General features: G+C 37.3%; 15 protein-coding genes. 5 read left to right on the top strand and 10 right to left on the bottom strand.

Features of this window, described 5'->3' with window-relative positions; all coding sequences use genetic code 11:
* Positions 1 to 957 carry an NAD(P)/FAD-dependent oxidoreductase gene (locus CYP43_RS05880; RefSeq protein ID WP_103582853.1) on the bottom strand — a complete coding sequence of 319 codons (957 nt, stop codon included), beginning with the start codon at positions 955 to 957 and terminating at the stop codon, positions 1 to 3.
* A 23-nt stretch (positions 958 to 980) separates the two neighbouring features.
* Positions 981 to 2,321: a class II 3-deoxy-7-phosphoheptulonate synthase gene (locus tag CYP43_RS05885; protein WP_084041060.1), complete on the bottom strand. Its 1,341-nt coding sequence runs from the start codon at positions 2,319 to 2,321 to the stop codon at positions 981 to 983.
* Positions 2,322 to 2,466: 145 nt separating this feature from the next.
* Here CYP43_RS05885 and rarD (CYP43_RS05890) point away from each other — a divergent pair, with 145 nt between their 5' ends.
* The 5 genes from rarD (CYP43_RS05890) to CYP43_RS05910 are packed head-to-tail and all read left to right on the top strand — an operon-like array spanning position 2,467 to position 7,598.
* Entirely contained in the window at positions 2,467 to 3,351 is an 885-nt protein-coding gene (gene rarD, locus CYP43_RS05890) for an EamA family transporter RarD (protein WP_103582854.1), read from the top strand.
* Positions 3,339 to 4,226, top strand: a complete 888-nt coding sequence (rarD, locus tag CYP43_RS05895) for an EamA family transporter RarD (protein WP_103582855.1) — start codon at positions 3,339 to 3,341, stop codon at positions 4,224 to 4,226. Before rarD (CYP43_RS05890) ends, rarD (CYP43_RS05895) begins: the two co-directional genes overlap by 13 nt.
* Positions 4,219 to 4,671, top strand: coding sequence for an aryl-sulfate sulfotransferase (locus CYP43_RS05900; protein ID WP_103582856.1), 453 nt, complete (start codon positions 4,219 to 4,221; stop codon positions 4,669 to 4,671). The genes rarD (CYP43_RS05895) and CYP43_RS05900 overlap by 8 nt, the downstream gene beginning before the upstream one ends.
* A 55-nt stretch (positions 4,672 to 4,726) precedes the next feature.
* Entirely contained in the window at positions 4,727 to 6,388 is a 1,662-nt protein-coding gene (locus tag CYP43_RS05905) for an McrB family protein (RefSeq protein WP_103583044.1), read from the top strand.
* Between the two features lie 16 nt (positions 6,389 to 6,404).
* The gene (locus tag CYP43_RS05910) at positions 6,405 to 7,598 is read left to right on the top strand and encodes an McrC family protein (protein ID WP_103582857.1); all 1,194 of its coding nucleotides are present in this window, start codon (positions 6,405 to 6,407) and stop codon (positions 7,596 to 7,598) included.
* Positions 7,599 to 7,678: 80 nt separating this feature from the next.
* Here CYP43_RS05910 and CYP43_RS05915 read toward each other — a convergent pair whose 3' ends face one another.
* The 8 genes from CYP43_RS05915 to flgK form a co-directional block, all read right to left on the bottom strand.
* Positions 7,679 to 8,734 (bottom strand): glycoside hydrolase family 3 N-terminal domain-containing protein, encoded by a 1,056-nt coding sequence (locus tag CYP43_RS05915; protein ID WP_103582858.1) that lies wholly within the window; start codon positions 8,732 to 8,734, stop codon positions 7,679 to 7,681.
* Positions 8,731 to 9,621 (bottom strand): NAD(P)H-dependent glycerol-3-phosphate dehydrogenase, encoded by an 891-nt coding sequence (locus CYP43_RS05920; protein WP_021085124.1) that lies wholly within the window; start codon positions 9,619 to 9,621, stop codon positions 8,731 to 8,733. The genes CYP43_RS05915 and CYP43_RS05920 overlap by 4 nt, the downstream gene beginning before the upstream one ends.
* An 11-nt stretch (positions 9,622 to 9,632) precedes the next feature.
* The gene (gene gatB, locus CYP43_RS05925; RefSeq protein ID WP_103582859.1) at positions 9,633 to 11,054 is read right to left on the bottom strand and encodes an Asp-tRNA(Asn)/Glu-tRNA(Gln) amidotransferase subunit GatB; all 1,422 of its coding nucleotides are present in this window, start codon (positions 11,052 to 11,054) and stop codon (positions 9,633 to 9,635) included.
* 162 nt (positions 11,055 to 11,216) lie between these two features.
* Positions 11,217 to 11,900 (bottom strand): F0F1 ATP synthase subunit A, encoded by a 684-nt coding sequence (locus CYP43_RS05930; protein ID WP_054196701.1) that lies wholly within the window; start codon positions 11,898 to 11,900, stop codon positions 11,217 to 11,219.
* Between the two features lie 65 nt (positions 11,901 to 11,965).
* Positions 11,966 to 12,727: a TSUP family transporter gene (locus tag CYP43_RS05935; RefSeq protein ID WP_103582860.1), complete on the bottom strand. Its 762-nt coding sequence runs from the start codon at positions 12,725 to 12,727 to the stop codon at positions 11,966 to 11,968.
* A gap of 154 nt (positions 12,728 to 12,881) precedes the next feature.
* Positions 12,882 to 13,418: a superoxide dismutase family protein gene (locus CYP43_RS05940; RefSeq protein ID WP_103582861.1), complete on the bottom strand. Its 537-nt coding sequence runs from the start codon at positions 13,416 to 13,418 to the stop codon at positions 12,882 to 12,884.
* Positions 13,419 to 13,484: 66 nt separating this feature from the next.
* Positions 13,485 to 14,252: a TIGR02757 family protein gene (locus tag CYP43_RS05945; RefSeq protein ID WP_103582862.1), complete on the bottom strand. Its 768-nt coding sequence runs from the start codon at positions 14,250 to 14,252 to the stop codon at positions 13,485 to 13,487.
* A complete protein-coding gene (flgK, locus tag CYP43_RS05950) occupies positions 14,249 to 16,120 on the bottom strand; it encodes a flagellar hook-associated protein FlgK (RefSeq protein ID WP_103582863.1) in 1,872 nt (623 codons plus the stop codon). The genes CYP43_RS05945 and flgK overlap by 4 nt, the downstream gene beginning before the upstream one ends.
* Between the last annotated feature and the right edge of the window lie 3 nt (positions 16,121 to 16,123).

The raw sequence follows: 16,123 nt of genomic DNA on the forward strand, positions 1-16,123 counted from the left end.
TTATGCCTTGCCCTTTAAAATGTCTTTTATGACGTGATGAGCGTGATTTAGAGCAACGACTATTGAGCCGCCATTTTTTAGTACTATATCACCGCCCACATAAAGTCCTGGCACGCTACTTTGGTAGTTACTATCAACTATTGGAGTGCCTTTTTCATCGATTTTTATCTGACATTTTTGTAAAAAATCAACCGGACTTGAGCCGCCTATTGCATAGACAACTCTGTCATAAACGCGAATTTTGCCATTTTCGTAATGCACTCTAACCTTGCCTGATTCGTTATCTATCTCTTTTATATCGTGGTTTAGCCTAACTTTTATCTTGCCGTGCTTTTCTAGCTCCCAAAGTGCAGTTAAATTTGTCTCATTTACGCGGCTAAAATTATCTTTTCTATAAGCGATCGTGGTTTTATTGTATTGGCAAAGCTCGATCGCATACTCAACTGCTGAGTTTCCACCACCTACAACAAGCACCTTTTCGCCGTTTGTACAGCTATCAAGGTTAAAATTTACAACTGAGTTTAGTGAAGGCGGGATTTTATAATCAGGCTTATTTGGTCGTCCCATTTTGCCAATTGATATCATCACATTTTTAGCTTCATAGACGGCTTTTGAGGTAGTTACTTTAAAAATTTCTCCATCTTTTTTCACGTTCTCTACTTCAGAATTAAAAAAAGCTTCAATCTTTTCAGTATCAAGCAGCTTGTCAAAATAATCAAGCGTGCTCTCTTTCGTGCCATCCTCAAATGAAACTACACCATGTATCGTGCTATCTTGCCCTTTATACTCTTTATCTACGCGTTTATTATCTTTATAAAATTTTCTTATCGTTTGGCTGTGATTATCACCTTTTTCAAGAAGCAAAACATTGTTTAAGCCATTTCTTTTTGCCTCAACTACGCTAGCAATTCCACAGGGTCCGCCACCAACAACAATTAGATCATAAACATTTACCATCTTTTTCTCCAAATTTTATAATTTTAAGCTTTTTTAACTAGATCAGCCATCAAAAATGCAAGCTCAAGTGCCTGATCAGCATTTAGCCTTGGGTCACATTGTGTTTCATACCTTTGCTCAAGCGAACTTTCAGTGATGTTTAATGCCCCACCCGTGCACTCAGTCACGTCTTGGCCTGTCATCTCAAGATGTACACCGCCAGCCCTTGTGCCCTCAGCTTTGTGAATTTCAAAAAAGCTTCTAACTTCGCTTATTATCTTGTCAAATTCTCTGGTTTTGTAGTTATTTGAGGTTTTTACAGTGTTGCCATGCATCGGATCAATGCTATAAACGATATTTAGCCCTTCTCGCTTTAGCTCTCTTAAAATTTTTGGTAAATTTTCGCCTATCTTATCAGCGCCCATTCTGATTATCACGTTTAGTCTACCAGCTTCATTTTCTGGATTTAGTTTATTTGCAAGAGCGACGACATCTTCAGCCTTTGCACTTGGCCCGATCTTTACGCCGATAGGATTTTTCACACCACTTAAAAAATGTACGTGAGCATCATTTATACCACGCGTTCTCTCACCTATCCAAAGCATATGAGCCGAGCAGTCATACCACTCACCGCTAAGACTATCAACTCTAGTTAAAGCCTCCTCATAAGGCAGTAAAAGTGCCTCGTGAGATGTATAAACCGCGGTTTGATTTATGACTGGTGTATTTGCTGAAGTGATGCCACAAGCTGCCATAAATGAAAGCGTCTTTGTTAGCTCATCAGCTAGTTTTGCGTATTTTTCGCCAATCTCTGGCTTTTTGACAAAGCCTAAATTCCACTTATGCACTTGATGAAGGTCGGCCAAACCGCCTCTTGAAAAGGCTCTAAGTAAGTTCATCGTAGATGCACTTTGATAATACGCCTCGATCATGCGTTTTGGATCAGGCACTCTTGCCTTTTCGTCAAATTCAAAGCCATTTATGATGTCGCCTCTATAGCTTGGAAGCTTAATGCCATTTACCTCTTCAAAATCGCTACTCCTAGGCTTTGCAAACTGCCCTGCCACGCGGCCCACTTTGACCACTGGATAGCCACCAGCAAAGGTTAAAACTATCGCCATTTGAAGTAAAACCTTAAACATATCTCTGATGTTGTTTGCATTAAAATTTGTAAAGCTCTCAGCGCAGTCGCCACCTTGAAGCAAAAATGCCTCGCCATTACAAACTTTTGCAAGTTCTTCTTTTAAACTTCTCGCCTCGCCAGCAAAGACCAAAGGAGGAAGCGATTTTAATTTTTCTTCGACCTCTTTAAGCTCTTTTAAATCTGGGTAATTTGGTTGTTGCAAGATATTAAATTCTCTCCAGCTATCGCGGTTCCAAGTCATTTATTTTCCTATCTTTTTTGCCTTAAATTAGACGCTGATTATATCACGCAAAACTTAAAAAATAAAAGCCATTAATGGGCTATTAAAGATATTTTGCATACAATCGCTACTTTAAATTTACCCAAAAAAAGAGAAGATTTTTTTCATGATAAAAGGCATTTTTTATTCGCTTTTGGCATCAGTTTTATTTAACTGCATTTACTACATGTCAGTGCTCATGAACCCCATCAGCACACAAGCTCTTATTGGATACCGCATGATCTTTGCCATGCCTTTTGTCATCGCCGCCATTTTTTTGTTAAAACAGCAGCGAAATTTCAAATTTTTACTTCTAAAAATAAAGCTAAAACCTAAAATTTTACTAGTTTTGCTTGCTACCTCGCTCATCGTCTCATTTCAGATGTGGCTCTATCTCTGGGCCCCTAGCAACGGCGCAGCACTAAAAGTCTCTATCGGCTACCTCATCATGCCAATAGTCATGGTCCTTTTTGGACGGATATTTTTTAAAGAACACCTCTCTAAAACAAAGCTAGCCTCGATATTTTTTGCAGCCCTTGGCGTCTTTAGTACAGCTATACTAAGCGGCGGCATCTCGTGGGAGAGCGCTGTAGTTTTTTGCCTTTATCCAGTCTATTTTGCCATTAGAAAGTACTACAACCTTGCAAATTTCTCAAGCTTTGTTATAGAGATAATTTTTATGTTTTTATTCTCATTTTATTTTGCGCTCACAGCCGATATGAACTACGTGATGAGCCAAAATCCAAACATCTACTATCTGCTCATCTTGCTTGGTGCTATCAGCGGCATAGCCCTCATCGCCCAGATCCTCTCAAGCACGCTCGTGCCGATAAATGTACTAGGTTTGCTTACATATTTTGAGCCTATAATGATGCTTTTTGTCTCATTTGCTATCGGCGAGAGACTGGAGAAAAGCTCTTACTTTTTGATGATATGCCTTGCTATTTCGGTTACGCTCTTGATGATTGATAGCATAAATTCCATAAAAAGCGATAAAAAATGCAAAAACTAAATGAAGCTCAAAAAGGCGTTGCTTTCGCACTTAGTGCGTTTTTTATGTGGGGATTTTTAGCAGTTTATTTTAACCTCTTTAGTAAAGATGTCGATGCTTATGAAATTTTAGCTCATAGGGTCATTTGGTCATTTTTCTTAATGGCTGGAGTGCTTTATTTTAGTGGCAAAATGGGAGAAATTTTTGCTTTACTTAAAGATATTCGTTCGCTAAAAATCCTATTTTTGAGTGGCATATTTATCACCACAAACTGGGGCGTTTATGTATATGCAGTTAGCAATGGTAAAATTTTAGACACAAGTTTGGGCTATTTTATAAATCCACTAATAAGCATGCTTCTTGGTGTTATCATTTTCAAAGAAAGGCTAAATAAAAGCGGATTTTTAGCCATTTGTATAGTCGTTTTAGCCATTAGCGTACAAATTTATGCCCAAGGCGGATTACCATTAGTTTCCATCATCTTGCCGCTTTCATTTGGATTTTACGCAGCAGTTAGAAAGATGGCAAAGATTAGCGCATTTAACGGACTTTTTATAGAGACATTTTTTATGTTCCCATTTGCACTTGCCTACGTTTTTTACATAGCATTTTTAGGTAAAAGCCACTTTGGACTAAACGAAGACTCACTTTTAATGATCGCTTCAAGTATCGTAACCATCGTGCCACTTGTCGCTTTTAACGCAGCTGCAACAAGGATAAATTTAACCACGATTGGCTACTTGCAATACATCTCGCCGACCATCGCGATCCTTTGTGCGGTCTTCATTTACGGCGAAAATTTGGACGGCTACAAGGTCATCTCGTTTTGCATGATCTGGCTGGCACTCGCGATAATTAGCATAGATAAATTTAGAAAAAGGAGTAAAAATGAATAGCGTTACGATTTATTTGCTGCTTGCGTTTTTTGCAGCGCTTATTTTATATTTTCAGATACAAAAACTAACCAGAAAGCTCGACGAAGAGGGAGCGGTGCCAGCTTATCAAAAGGCCGCACAAGAGGTTTTAGAAAATTTAAACAATGCTGAAAAATATCCAAAATTTTGCAATGTAATATTTAAAAAAATAAACGCCTTAAGGCAAGATATTTTATTTGAAGATGCGCTAAATAGTGAGTCTGAAAAAGATAAAGCATTAGATGCCTTAGAGCAAATAAGAGAAAAATTAGAAACTTTATCAAAGAAAGAAAATTTAAGCTGGGAGAGCGAACTCTTTGCGATCTTGGACGAGCTCGATGGCTTTATAAAGATAAATTTCAAAAACGGCGAAGATAGAGCCGAAGAGCTAAGAGAGGAGCTAAAGAGAGAGTTTGATGGGTTGTAAAAAGACAAACCAAAAGACTAAAAGATATAAAATAACAAAAACTAAGGATAGAAATATGATAAGCGATAGTTTAAAAAATGAAATTTTAGATGGGTTTAAGTATTTTACAAATAGATACAAACAAGATACAAAATATAGCAAAAACGACAAAACAACACGTTATAAGTTAAGTAACTTTCGTAAAAATTTAATAACTTTTTCTAAAGATATATTTAATGGATTTGAGGCTGTAGATTATGGGATGTGGCAAAATAGTGGAAATATTTCAGAATATATATGGAATAGATATAAGCCCTTTAAGAACGAATCACATTTAGTTATTTATTTTGCCGTTTTAGCAAAACCAAGTAATTTTTATGTATCCATAGGACTAATCGATACAAAACTAAGCGATACAGAAGAAAAACTAAAAGATGAAATATATAACTTCTTGGAGTCAGAATGCAAAAAGATACATATCGATGGTTTTAAACTTGATAAATTTGAATTTGAATTTGAAAAAAATATATTTTTTGCCATAGAAAATATAGAGACATTTACAACTCTAGACTACACAAGCTTACTAAAAGCACTAACAAATGTATATAGGCTGGCATATGAGAAATTTTATAAAAATACAGAAAATAATCAACAAAATAATAGTGATAATGAAGGATATAAAATGACCGACAATGACAAGAAATTAACTTATCCACTTAATCAAATTTTATACGGCCCTCCAGGAACTGGAAAGACATATAACGTTGTTCGTAAAGCACTAGAAATTATAGAAGGTAATGTATCAGGTGATATGTCTAAATTTAAAAGGTATGTTGAAAATGGACAAATAAAATTTATCACATTTCATCAAAGCTATGGATATGAAGAATTTGTTGAGGGCATAAAGCCTGTATTTGATAGAGAAAATGGCAACGAAGACAACGAGATATCTTATAGGATAGAAAAAGGTATTTTTTATAAGTGTTGCGAGGACGCTTTGTGCTTGGCTGGATACAAGGATGGACTCGATAAATTTTGCACTTTGTCAAAAGAGGAACAACAAGAGTTTTTAAATGAAAAAACACCAAAATATACAATCATAATAGACGAGATCAACCGCGGAAATATATCTAAGATTTTTGGGGAGTTAATAACTCTTATAGAGCCATCAAAAAGGCTCGGATCGACTGATGAGATAATGGTCGAGCTGCCATACTCAAAAGAGAAATTTGGAGTGCCGTCAAATTTATACATAATAGGCACGATGAATACTGCAGATCGCAGCATAGCCCTTATGGATACGGCACTTAGAAGAAGGTTTGAATTTGTGGAGATGATGCCAGAATACAATAATCTAAAAGAAGTTGCTGGCATAGATATCGGACAAATGCTAAAAACGATAAACGAACGCATAGAGTATCTTTATGACAGAGACCACACGATAGGGCATGCTTATTTTATAAATGTATCAGACATAAAAACGCTTGCAAATGTCTTTAAAAACAAAATTTTACCGCTACTACAAGAGTATTTTTACGACGATTGGGAGAAAATAAGACTAGTTCTGGGCGATAATCAAAAAGATGAGGATTTGCAGTTTATTAAAGTCAAGAAAAATATGGTTGCAAAAGAATTATTTGGATCAAAAATCGACGATATAGACGATAAAGTCTTATACGAGATAAACAACCGAGAAACTTTCAACAACCCTCAAAGCTATATAAAAATTTACGAATAAAACAAAACGCAAAGCAATGACCAAATACTTAATAGAGTTTGAAAAATTTCGCCCGGAAGACGACCAAGACCTATTTAAAGCCGTAGATGCCTTTACTAGAGAAAATTTTGCCGCAGTAGAATTTTTAAAGCCCGGCAGAGACAAAAAGAGCGATTTTTTACAAGCTCAAAACTATGTCGGTATCATCCAGACAAAAAGTGGCGATAGCCTTGAGATACTTCCAAAGATCCATGATAACGACAATGGCGGCAATAAAGAAGCAGTAGAAAATTCTAAAACAATTTTACTGAGAATGTTAAAAACTTTAAAAAACCATCCATTTAAAAATATAAACATAGCGAATTTAAAAAGTTTGAATCTACCGCTTCTTGAAATTTTTATATTGATGTTCCTAGATGAAGTATCAAAACTCATAAAAATGGGCATAAAAAGCGACTACGTAGAGCTAGAAGATAACCTAAAATTTTTAAAAGGAAAGCTAAAAATCTCGGAGCAAATACGTAAAAATATCGTCCACAAAGAGAGATTTTACGTTTGCTATCAGGAATTTTCCATAGATAGAGCCGAAAATCGCCTCATAAAAAGTACGCTCGAGTTTTTATACAGGCGCTCAAAATCAAGCAAAAATCAACGACTTATTAGGGAATACTTATTTATTTTTGACGAAATTTCATCTAGCTCTGATATAAATGCGGACTTTAGTCGGTTAAAACTAAATCGCCAAACAAAACACTATGAACAAGCGCTTTTATGGAGTAAGATATTTTTACAAAATAAGTCGTTTAGCCCGTATAGAGGTAGCGATGTGGCCTTTGCCTTGCTATTTGATATGAATGTGCTCTTTGAAAGCTATGTCGGAAATTTTGTAAAGAAAAAGCTTCCCAACGTCATACTGCAACACTCAGAAAAGCACCTCGTAGAAAACCCAAAAAGCTTTAGGCTAAGACCTGATATATTTTTAGAAAGCAAATTTATAGCTGATACAAAATGGAAGATCATAAAGTCAAGAGATAATATCTCACAAGCTGACCTATATCAACTCTACTCTTATGGTAAGAAATACGAGTGCTGTAGGCTTTATCTTGTCTACCCAAGAATAAGTGGTGTTGACCAAAAAGCAATGAAATTTAGATATGAAAACAATATGTGGCTTAATGTTTTATACTTTGATTTAGAAAAAGACGAGATTGCTAGAAAATTACTAGTCTAAAGTACTTTTTAAAGTCTCTTAAAATTCCACTCTAATTTTCTATTTCTTAATAAGTGGATTGCAACTCATCAGAGCAACCATTAAAGCTTCGCTTTTAGAGCCATTATCCTCTTATATGAAGCGTCGATTCGCTCTTTGCTGATCTTTTTTTCATTTACAGCATCGATTATGATCTGAGTGATCAGATCGGCCGTTCTTTGGTTATTTATCTTAAACTCGCTAAAGAGCAAGATATCGCCACCAGCGTTTATAAATTTCACCACTTTTTGCGCTAAAGCTTCGTCGCCAACGCCTTTCATCAGCATATCATCGCTGATAACTACGCCATTAAATTTAAGCTCATTTCGCAAGAGATCGGTTATTATTTTTTTAGAAAGTGTGGCTGGATTGTCCTCGTCGATGCCCTTTACAAAAAGATGTCCGACCATGATGATCTGCGCTCTACCTGTGCTTATAGCGTCTTTGTATGGCAGTAACGCGTCTTTGCTTAGCGTCACCTCGCTCTTATTTTTATGTGAGTCCTCTTTTGAGCTGCCATGTCCTGGGAAGTGCTTAAGTGTCGTTAGGATGCCCTGCTCTTTAAATGCATCCATAAAGGCATCAGCGTAGATCACCACCTTGCTCGCATACTCGCTAAACGCCCTTTGCTTAGCGGCAATGATCGGCGAGTTTTCATCGTGCAGATCAACCACTGGAGCGAAATTTAAATTTATGCCGCACTCTTTTAAATTTATAGCCATTTTTGAGTAGAGATCATAAGCGCTTTTAATATCAAGCGTGCTTGCGACCTCGTATGCGCTAGGATATGGACCATCAAAGCTCTTATCCTTCATGCGGCTCACATTACCGCCCTCTTCGTCGATAGCGATGAAAATTTTAGGACTTTTCTCTTTGATCGCCTTTATGCTTGCTTTTAGCTGGGCTTTGCTAGTGACGTTTCTGCCAAGTAGCATTACACCGCCAAACCTCTCATATCCAGCGTCGCTTAACATCGCGCGAAACGCAGCGTCTTTTGTGCTAGCTCCATTAAAGCCAACCATTATCATCTGCGAGACCTTAGCTCTTAGGCTCACTTCAGCGCCGTTTAGCCCGAGAGTAAAAATAGCCACAAAAAGTATAAATTTAAAAGCTCTCATCTTCTTCCCAAAAGCGATTTTACGCTCTCAAAAACGTCTTTGCCATTTAGCATATTTTCAACCTCGCTAGCGATAGGGACATATATGCCCTTTTCTTTAGCGATCTTGCTAATAGCTCTTGCAGTATCCACACCCTCAGCCACCTCGCCAAGCTCATTTAAAATTTTTTCTAATCTCTCGTGCCTGGCGATGCCAAGACCTACGCGGTAGTTGCGTGAAAGTATCGACGAAGCGGTTAAAAACAGATCTCCTGCGCCACTTAGCCCCATAAATGTCTCATCTTTTGCGCCAAAAAATTTGCCAAATCTAGCCATCTCAACAAGCCCACGCGAAATGAGGCTCGCCCTTGCGTTGTTGCCAAGACCAAGGCCGTCACAGATACCTCCAGCTATGGCGATCACGTTTTTATAGGCTCCGCACACCTCAGCGCCGATCACATCATCAGAAGTGTATGCTTTCATATAGCTTGGGAAAAATGAAGCAAATTTTGAAGCTAAATTTTGATTTTTAGAATTTACCACCAAAGCGCAAGGCAGCTTTTGCATGATCTCTTTTGCAAAGGTCGGCCCTGAGAGAAAGGCCAAATTTTCTCTATCAACAAAGTCTTCATAAATTTCATTTAAAAATTTAAGATTTGCCGTGTCTATGCCCTTGCTGGCGACTAATATTTTTTGACCTTTGTTTTTGTAGTTTTGCTTTAGCCATAAATTTGTAGCTTGAGTTGGGATTGTGCAGACTAGGTATTCGCACTCCAAAGCTTCATCCAAGCTTACAAAATTTGGCATCTCTCTTGGCGTTCTTGAGCTGATGACACACTCGTTATTTTCACTAAATGCGTGAAAAAGCGCACTGCCCCACTTGCCAGCTCCGATGACTGCTATGCTCATTTTAGCCCTTTTTAGCCTATTTTGGCCTTTAAAAGCTCGTTAACCTTGCCTGGGTTAAAGGCACCCTTGCCCTCTTTCATCACCTGACCGACAAAGAAGCCAAACATCTTATCTTTGCCGTTTTTATACTCTTCTACCTTATCGGCGTTTGCAGCTAAAATTTGATCTATGATCGCGATAATAGCTGAGTCGTCGCTCACTTGTTTTAAGCCAAGCTTTTCGATGACGCTATCAACATCTACGTCATTTTCCATTAGATAGTCTAGAACCTCTTTTGCAGCCTTGCCGCTTATCGTGCCATCTTCTATTCGTTTTAGTAAATTTATCATTTTGGCACTATTAACTGGGCTTGTCTCGATCGTTACGCCGTTATTTAAGCGACCAAGAAGTTCGACTATAAGCCAAGTAGTAGCAAGTTTTGGCTGAATTCCAGCAGCGATCAGCTCTTCAAAATATCTAGCCATCTCAACGCTTTGAGTTAAATTCAAGGCATCACTCTCTTTTACGCCTAGCTCGCTAACATATCTTGCGACCTTTTGCTCGGCAAGCTCTGGAATTTTTATCGCTTCATCATACATCCGCTCTGACACTTCAACAGGCAGCAAGTCAGGGTCAGGGAAATACCTATACTCTGCGCTATCCTCTTTACCGCGCATCGATCTTGTCACCAAATTTGTCGTGTCAAACAGCCTTGTCTCTTGATAGACTTCTTGGTCGTATTTGCCATCTTCCCAAGCTGCACTTTGGCGCTCCACCTCGTAATCGATCGCTTTTTGGATAAATTTAAATGAGTTTAGATTTTTTATCTCAACTCTTGTATAAAGCTTGGTATCGCCTTTTGGACGGATAGAGACGTTTGCATCGCAGCGAAAGCTACCTTCCTGCATATTTGCGTCGCTGATGTTTAAAAAGCGAAGGATTGAGTGTAGTTTTTTAAGATAAGCCACCGCCTCATCACTGCTTCTAAGATCTGGCTCGCTAACTATCTCAAGAAGTGGCGTGCCAGCTCTATTTAGATCAACCAGACTCTCGGTTTCTTCGTGGATGTTCTTTCCAGCGTCCTCTTCAAGGTGTGCTCTTGTTACACCGATGCGTTTTTTAGTACCATTTACGTCGATTATTAGCTCGCCACCTTCTACGATAGGGATCTCAAACTGGGAAATTTGATATGCCTTTGGAAGATCCGGATAGAAGTAGTTTTTTCTATTAAAGACTGACTTTTTATTTATCTTAGCATTTATCGCTGTGCCAAAGCTGATCGCTTTTTTGACTGCCTCTTTGTTTAGCACAGGTAGCGCTCCAGGTAAAGCTAAGCAGGTCGGACAAACGTGAGTATTTGCCTCGTCACCAAAGCTAGTCGAGCAAGAGCAGAAAATTTTAGTTTTTGTATTAAGCTGAGTGTGAACTTCTAAACCGATAACGACTTCAAACATATTTTTACCTTTAAATTTATACAAATTTTTAAGGCGTATTTTAGCGATACTTTCTTTTAAAATATCTAAAAATGAGCGTTTTGGCCGGAAAATAAAGAAGGTAATTTAAAAATTTAAATAGTTTTAAAAAGGGAAAGCCATATAAAAATATGGCTTTAAATTTTAATGCTCGTGCTCACTAATAGCAACAGCACCAGCTAGATAAACGTAAGTTAGCATCATAAAGATAAATGTTTGCAAAACAGCCATAAGCGTTAGAAGTGCGAAAGCTGGAAGCGGAGCAAACCAAGGTGCAAGTGTAAGCATCGCAAGCAAGAATAGATCATCTCCCTTGATATTACCAAAAAGACGAAATGATAGCGAAACTACACGTGAAAGATGCGAGATGACTTCAACTGGAAACATAATAGGAGCTAGAAATTTATTCGGCCCCATAAAGTGTCCAAAGTATTTAAAAAATCCATTTTCTCTAATGCCCTCAAAGTTGTAATAAACAAATACAACTAAAGCCAAAACTAGGGTTAAATTTAGACTTGATGTTGGCGACTCAAATCCAGGAATAATACCTACAACATTTGAAAAAAATACGATAAAACCGATAGTTGCAACAAGTGGAAGATATTTCCTAGCTAGTTTTTCACTACCTAAAGTATCTCTTCCCATAGATATAACGCCCTCCAAATAAGCTTCAACTATATTTTGAAGACCTCTTGGTACAAGCTGCATCTTACTCCTTGCTATATAAGCAACTATGATAACAATTAAAGCTACAAGCAGAAAGTGAAACGCATAGATAAAGGCGTGGGAGCTATTTAGGAAATTTGAAAATAGAAACAAATCTTTCATTAATTTACCTTGGATTTAGAATTTTGCGTGATTGTAACAAAATTATTGTTAAAACATTTTTAATTTTAAACTCTGAAATAATCGAAAATCAATTTACAAATAGTTACTGCAACTACCACTAGAAACATTGTTCTAATAAATTTTACCTCTTTTTTAATGACAAGATTTGATCCAAAATATGCTCCTAAAATTTGACCAACTGCCATCAAAAGCCCAACAGCCCAAAGCATCTGTCCGCCAGCTATAAAAATGCCAAGAGCAACGATATTGCTAGTAAAATTTAAGAGTTTCGTATGAGCGACAGCCTTTTTTAAATTTAGCCCAATCAATGCCACTATCGCAAATGTCCAAAAAGAGCCTGTTCCTGGGCCAAAAAAACCATCATAAAAGCCAAGTATTAGCCCAAAAAATACATAAAATAGCTTTTCATTCATCTTTGCAGCTCTATCATTTTCGCCGACTTTTGGCATAAAAAGCGTATATATAAAAATAGCAATCAGTAAAAATGGGATAATTATCTTTAAAAAATTTGTATTTAAAAATAAGATAACCACCGCTCCGATGATAGCTCCAATAAAAGTAAAGACGATACCTACAAAACACTCTTTATAATTAATCAATCCCCGTTTTGTGAAATTTAGAGTCGCTGTAAAGCTACCAAAGACACCTTGAAGCTTATTTGTACCAAGTGCAAGGTGTGGTGGCACACCCATCGCCATAATAGCTGGAAGCGTTATAAGCCCACCTCCACCAGCTATAGAATCGATAAAACCACCTAAAAACGCAGCTACAAAAAAAACGACATAGCTAAGTAGATCAAATTCCATTTTTTGCTCTTTTGATAATTGAAATAAAAGCAGATTGTAATTTATTTGTACTTATCTTTTTGTAAAATTTTTATATTTGAAATGAGAGATTTTTAAAATTTATAAATTTTAACGAGCCTTTGGATCTAGCTCAAAGACTCGTTTATTAAAGTGACTACTTAATAACGCCACAAAGCATTCTAGCACCGCCACCGCCAAGTGCTTTTGGGTTGTCGCTATGATTATCACCACCAACATGAACCATTAATGAGTGACCTTTTAGCTCGTCAAGACTCTTTATCTTTGGAGCTAGCACTGGATAGTTCGCATTGCCCTCAGCATCTACGTAAAGTGCTGGCAAATCGCCTTTGTGACCTTTATCATCCCAAGCAAAAGAGTGCATTTTTGTGCCAGCTGGATCCCAGTGACCGCCTGCTTTCATGCCAAGGCCTTTTTCAGTCGCGCCACAGTCAGCATTTTCATGGATGTGAAAGCCGTGTAGCCCTGCAGTAAGTCCTTTTAAATTTGGAAAAAATGCAACGCCGTAGTTTGTCTTAACAGCTACTACTTCGCCGACACTCTTATCGCCCTTCTCGCTTAGCTCATTAACAGGTATAACTAGATGCTCTCCAGCCTTTGGATCAAAGTGATGGCCTTCGTGAGCAAAAAGCAAAGTTCCTAACACTGCACTTAGTAAAACGATTTTTTTCATACAAGCTCCTTATGGATAAAATTGTATGGCAAGTCTACCCTAAATTTAAAAATTTAGCAATAATTTTTATTGATTAAGATTTTTTATGATAGTTTCTAACTCTTTACTCTGCCCTATTCTATAAAGCGCAAAGTCGTATTTTATCGGATCAAACTCATCAAATTCTCTAAGTTTTTTTGTAAGATCCATGACTGCTTTGAAATCGTAGCTCTTTCTGTTTATAAGTCCTAAATTTAAAGAAACTCTATGCGTATGCACGTCAAGTGGCATCAAAAGCCTATCTTTTGGTAAATTTTTAAACAGTCCAAGGTCAATGTCGCTATCCCTTACCATCCAGCGAAGATACATATTGTAACGTTTATATGGGCTTTGTGGCTCTTTGTCAAAACTCTTACCAAAGAAAAACTCATATCCGTCAGAGCGGTAAGAATTTAGCTTATATATAAATTTTATAAGCTCATTTACGCCCTCTATCATCTCGCCATTTTTTGCAAGACCTTGGCGTAAAATTTCTTCTATGTCACCCTCTTTTTTTAGGCGTGAGAGAGTGATAAAAATTTCTTTTACATCTTTTTCATTTTGAAAGCGGTATTTGAAACTTGAAAGATTTTTCTTGATATTTTGCTCGCTCTCATCAAGCAAACCAAAATCAAGCGAATTTAGAAATTTCACTATCATTTTTGCGTTGCCATAAGCAAATAACGCACAAATGAGCGCTATGTTTGGCTCTTTAAATTTAGTGGCTACCTGAAGTGGATCTGGGGCTTCAAACAGCCCCAAATTTGTATTTTTGCTAAGTACGTGCGAGTCTAAAAGGCTCTTTAGTTCGATCATTGTTTTAGTGAAAGAAGCGTGTCAAGCATTTGATCAACGGTTGTGATGATCTTTGCTGCTGCGCCATAACTTGCTTGAAAGCGGATCAAATTTGTAAGCTCTTCATTGGTGTCTACGCCACTTGTTGATTGAAATTCCTCTTCAGCTGTCTTTTGCAAAGATGTATTTGTATCGTGGATCGTATTATTCGCCTCTGTATCACTCGCCATGTCAGTCGTAAGATAGCGGTAATATCCCTCGATCGTCTCATCTCTATCAAGCGCTATGCCACTTGAGTAAAAGGTTTGCTTTTGATACTGAAGCTGGATCATTTTATTTGCAACTTCATTATTTCCGATAACCGGCTTTGAGTAGGCACGAAGCTTTGTGTGGTCTTGGGTAAAATTTTGATTTATACCGATACTATTTGAGTCAGTACCTGAGAAAAATCTATTTATACCAACAGCTCCTGGGAAATTTGTGCCGTGATCTACTATCGAGATACTATAAAGACCTTGAGCTTGCTTTGGAATGAGAGAAAATGTGCCTTTTTTGGTATTTTTATCATAAAAATATGACGCCTCGAAAAAATCATCAACGTCATTTAGCATATTATTGTCTTTGTTGTCATCTGAGTTTGAGTTAAAGTCTTTGACGATAGAGTTGCCATATCTTGTATCATTCATCGTCGTCGTACCATTTACATTTATAGTTTTTCTGGCCACGACATTGCCTTTGTTATCATAAACAATAGCTTCAAAACTTCCGTTTCTTATACTATTATCATGATTCATCAATGTCTTATCGCCTTCTAAGTAACTTATCGGATCTGAGTTAGAAATTTCAACTGCGGATTCGGCATAGATATTATTTGTACTTGTTATCAAGGCTTTACTAAATGTATTTAAATTATCAATGTATTTTTGGATCGTTCCGTCGCTAAATTTATCATTATCTGGCTCGTAGTTTCGGCCCCTAAGATCAAGTGCGGCTCCGATTTTACCGCCTGTAATCTTTTCTTCCATTGGGATTCTTCTGCCATCTTCTCTTTCATAATAAATTTTTGTATATCTTCCACTTTCAGTTGAACTCATAGAAATTTCATGAAAATTTACACCATCAACGATACTTACGCCACCAATGTTTAGATTGTAGTATTTTCCTTGATCTGTTATTCCTGTATCTACCCTAGAATTGCTCTTTAGATCGCTTTTATAAACTGCTGTATTTACTAGCTTTGACATCGCAAGCTCAAGCTCATCACGTTTATCACGAAGATCATTTGCATTTATTTTTATACCAGCGTCCGCGCCTGATTCTATTCTTTGGATTTGCTTATTAATATTTGCTATTTGTCTGCCTAGCGAATTTATCTCATTTATATTTATTTTTATCGTTTCATCGATCTTTTCATGCATATCATAAAGCATCTTTGATGAGCGGTTGATACTTGCAGTCAATACACTTGCTTTATTTATCAAATTTACTTTCTGAGCACCAGCATTAGGGTTTGAAGCAAAGTTATTCCACGCGGAAAAATACTCCTGAATATCTTTCACCATTCCATTATCTTTTAGATCAGGAAAATATTTTGTGGCTTCTTGCAAAATTCTTTGTTTATAGGCTGTGTTTTCTAAATTTGACGATGAGTATTTTAGTCTTGAATAGGCAAACTCATCATGAAGCCTTGTTATAGTATCTACTTGCGTACCTGTGCCAACTCCGCCAGGGACTGTATTCATCGCTGGAGAAGCAGACTGGACAACACGCTGCCTTGTATAGTAGTTGCTATCAGCGTTTGCGATATTATTTCCGGTTGTACTTATTTGAAGCTGGGCTGCATTTAGCCCCGAAACACCCGTGCCTAATGACATAAAGATATTAGCCATTTT

The sequence above is a fragment of the Campylobacter concisus genome, from assembly GCF_002913045.1.
Classification (GTDB): domain Bacteria; phylum Campylobacterota; class Campylobacteria; order Campylobacterales; family Campylobacteraceae; genus Campylobacter_A; species Campylobacter_A concisus_AP.

Coding starts and splice junctions, on each gene's coding strand:
- CYP43_RS05880 (WP_103582853.1), bottom strand. CDS start 957: ATGGTAAATGTTTATGATCTAATTGTTGTTGGTGGCGGACCCTGTGGA.
- CYP43_RS05885 (WP_084041060.1), bottom strand. CDS start 2,321: ATGACTTGGAACCGCGATAGCTGGAGAGAATTTAATATCTTGCAACAA.
- rarD (WP_103582854.1), top strand. CDS start 2,467: ATGATAAAAGGCATTTTTTATTCGCTTTTGGCATCAGTTTTATTTAAC.
- rarD (WP_103582855.1), top strand. CDS start 3,339: ATGCAAAAACTAAATGAAGCTCAAAAAGGCGTTGCTTTCGCACTTAGT.
- CYP43_RS05900 (WP_103582856.1), top strand. CDS start 4,219: ATGAATAGCGTTACGATTTATTTGCTGCTTGCGTTTTTTGCAGCGCTT.
- CYP43_RS05905 (WP_103583044.1), top strand. CDS start 4,727: ATGATAAGCGATAGTTTAAAAAATGAAATTTTAGATGGGTTTAAGTAT.
- CYP43_RS05910 (WP_103582857.1), top strand. CDS start 6,405: ATGACCAAATACTTAATAGAGTTTGAAAAATTTCGCCCGGAAGACGAC.
- CYP43_RS05915 (WP_103582858.1), bottom strand. CDS start 8,734: ATGAGAGCTTTTAAATTTATACTTTTTGTGGCTATTTTTACTCTCGGG.
- CYP43_RS05920 (WP_021085124.1), bottom strand. CDS start 9,621: ATGAGCATAGCAGTCATCGGAGCTGGCAAGTGGGGCAGTGCGCTTTTT.
- gatB (WP_103582859.1), bottom strand. CDS start 11,054: ATGTTTGAAGTCGTTATCGGTTTAGAAGTTCACACTCAGCTTAATACA.
- CYP43_RS05930 (WP_054196701.1), bottom strand. CDS start 11,900: ATGAAAGATTTGTTTCTATTTTCAAATTTCCTAAATAGCTCCCACGCC.
- CYP43_RS05935 (WP_103582860.1), bottom strand. CDS start 12,727: ATGGAATTTGATCTACTTAGCTATGTCGTTTTTTTTGTAGCTGCGTTT.
- CYP43_RS05940 (WP_103582861.1), bottom strand. CDS start 13,418: ATGAAAAAAATCGTTTTACTAAGTGCAGTGTTAGGAACTTTGCTTTTT.
- CYP43_RS05945 (WP_103582862.1), bottom strand. CDS start 14,252: ATGATCGAACTAAAGAGCCTTTTAGACTCGCACGTACTTAGCAAAAAT.
- flgK (WP_103582863.1), bottom strand. CDS start 16,120: ATGGCTAATATCTTTATGTCATTAGGCACGGGTGTTTCGGGGCTAAAT.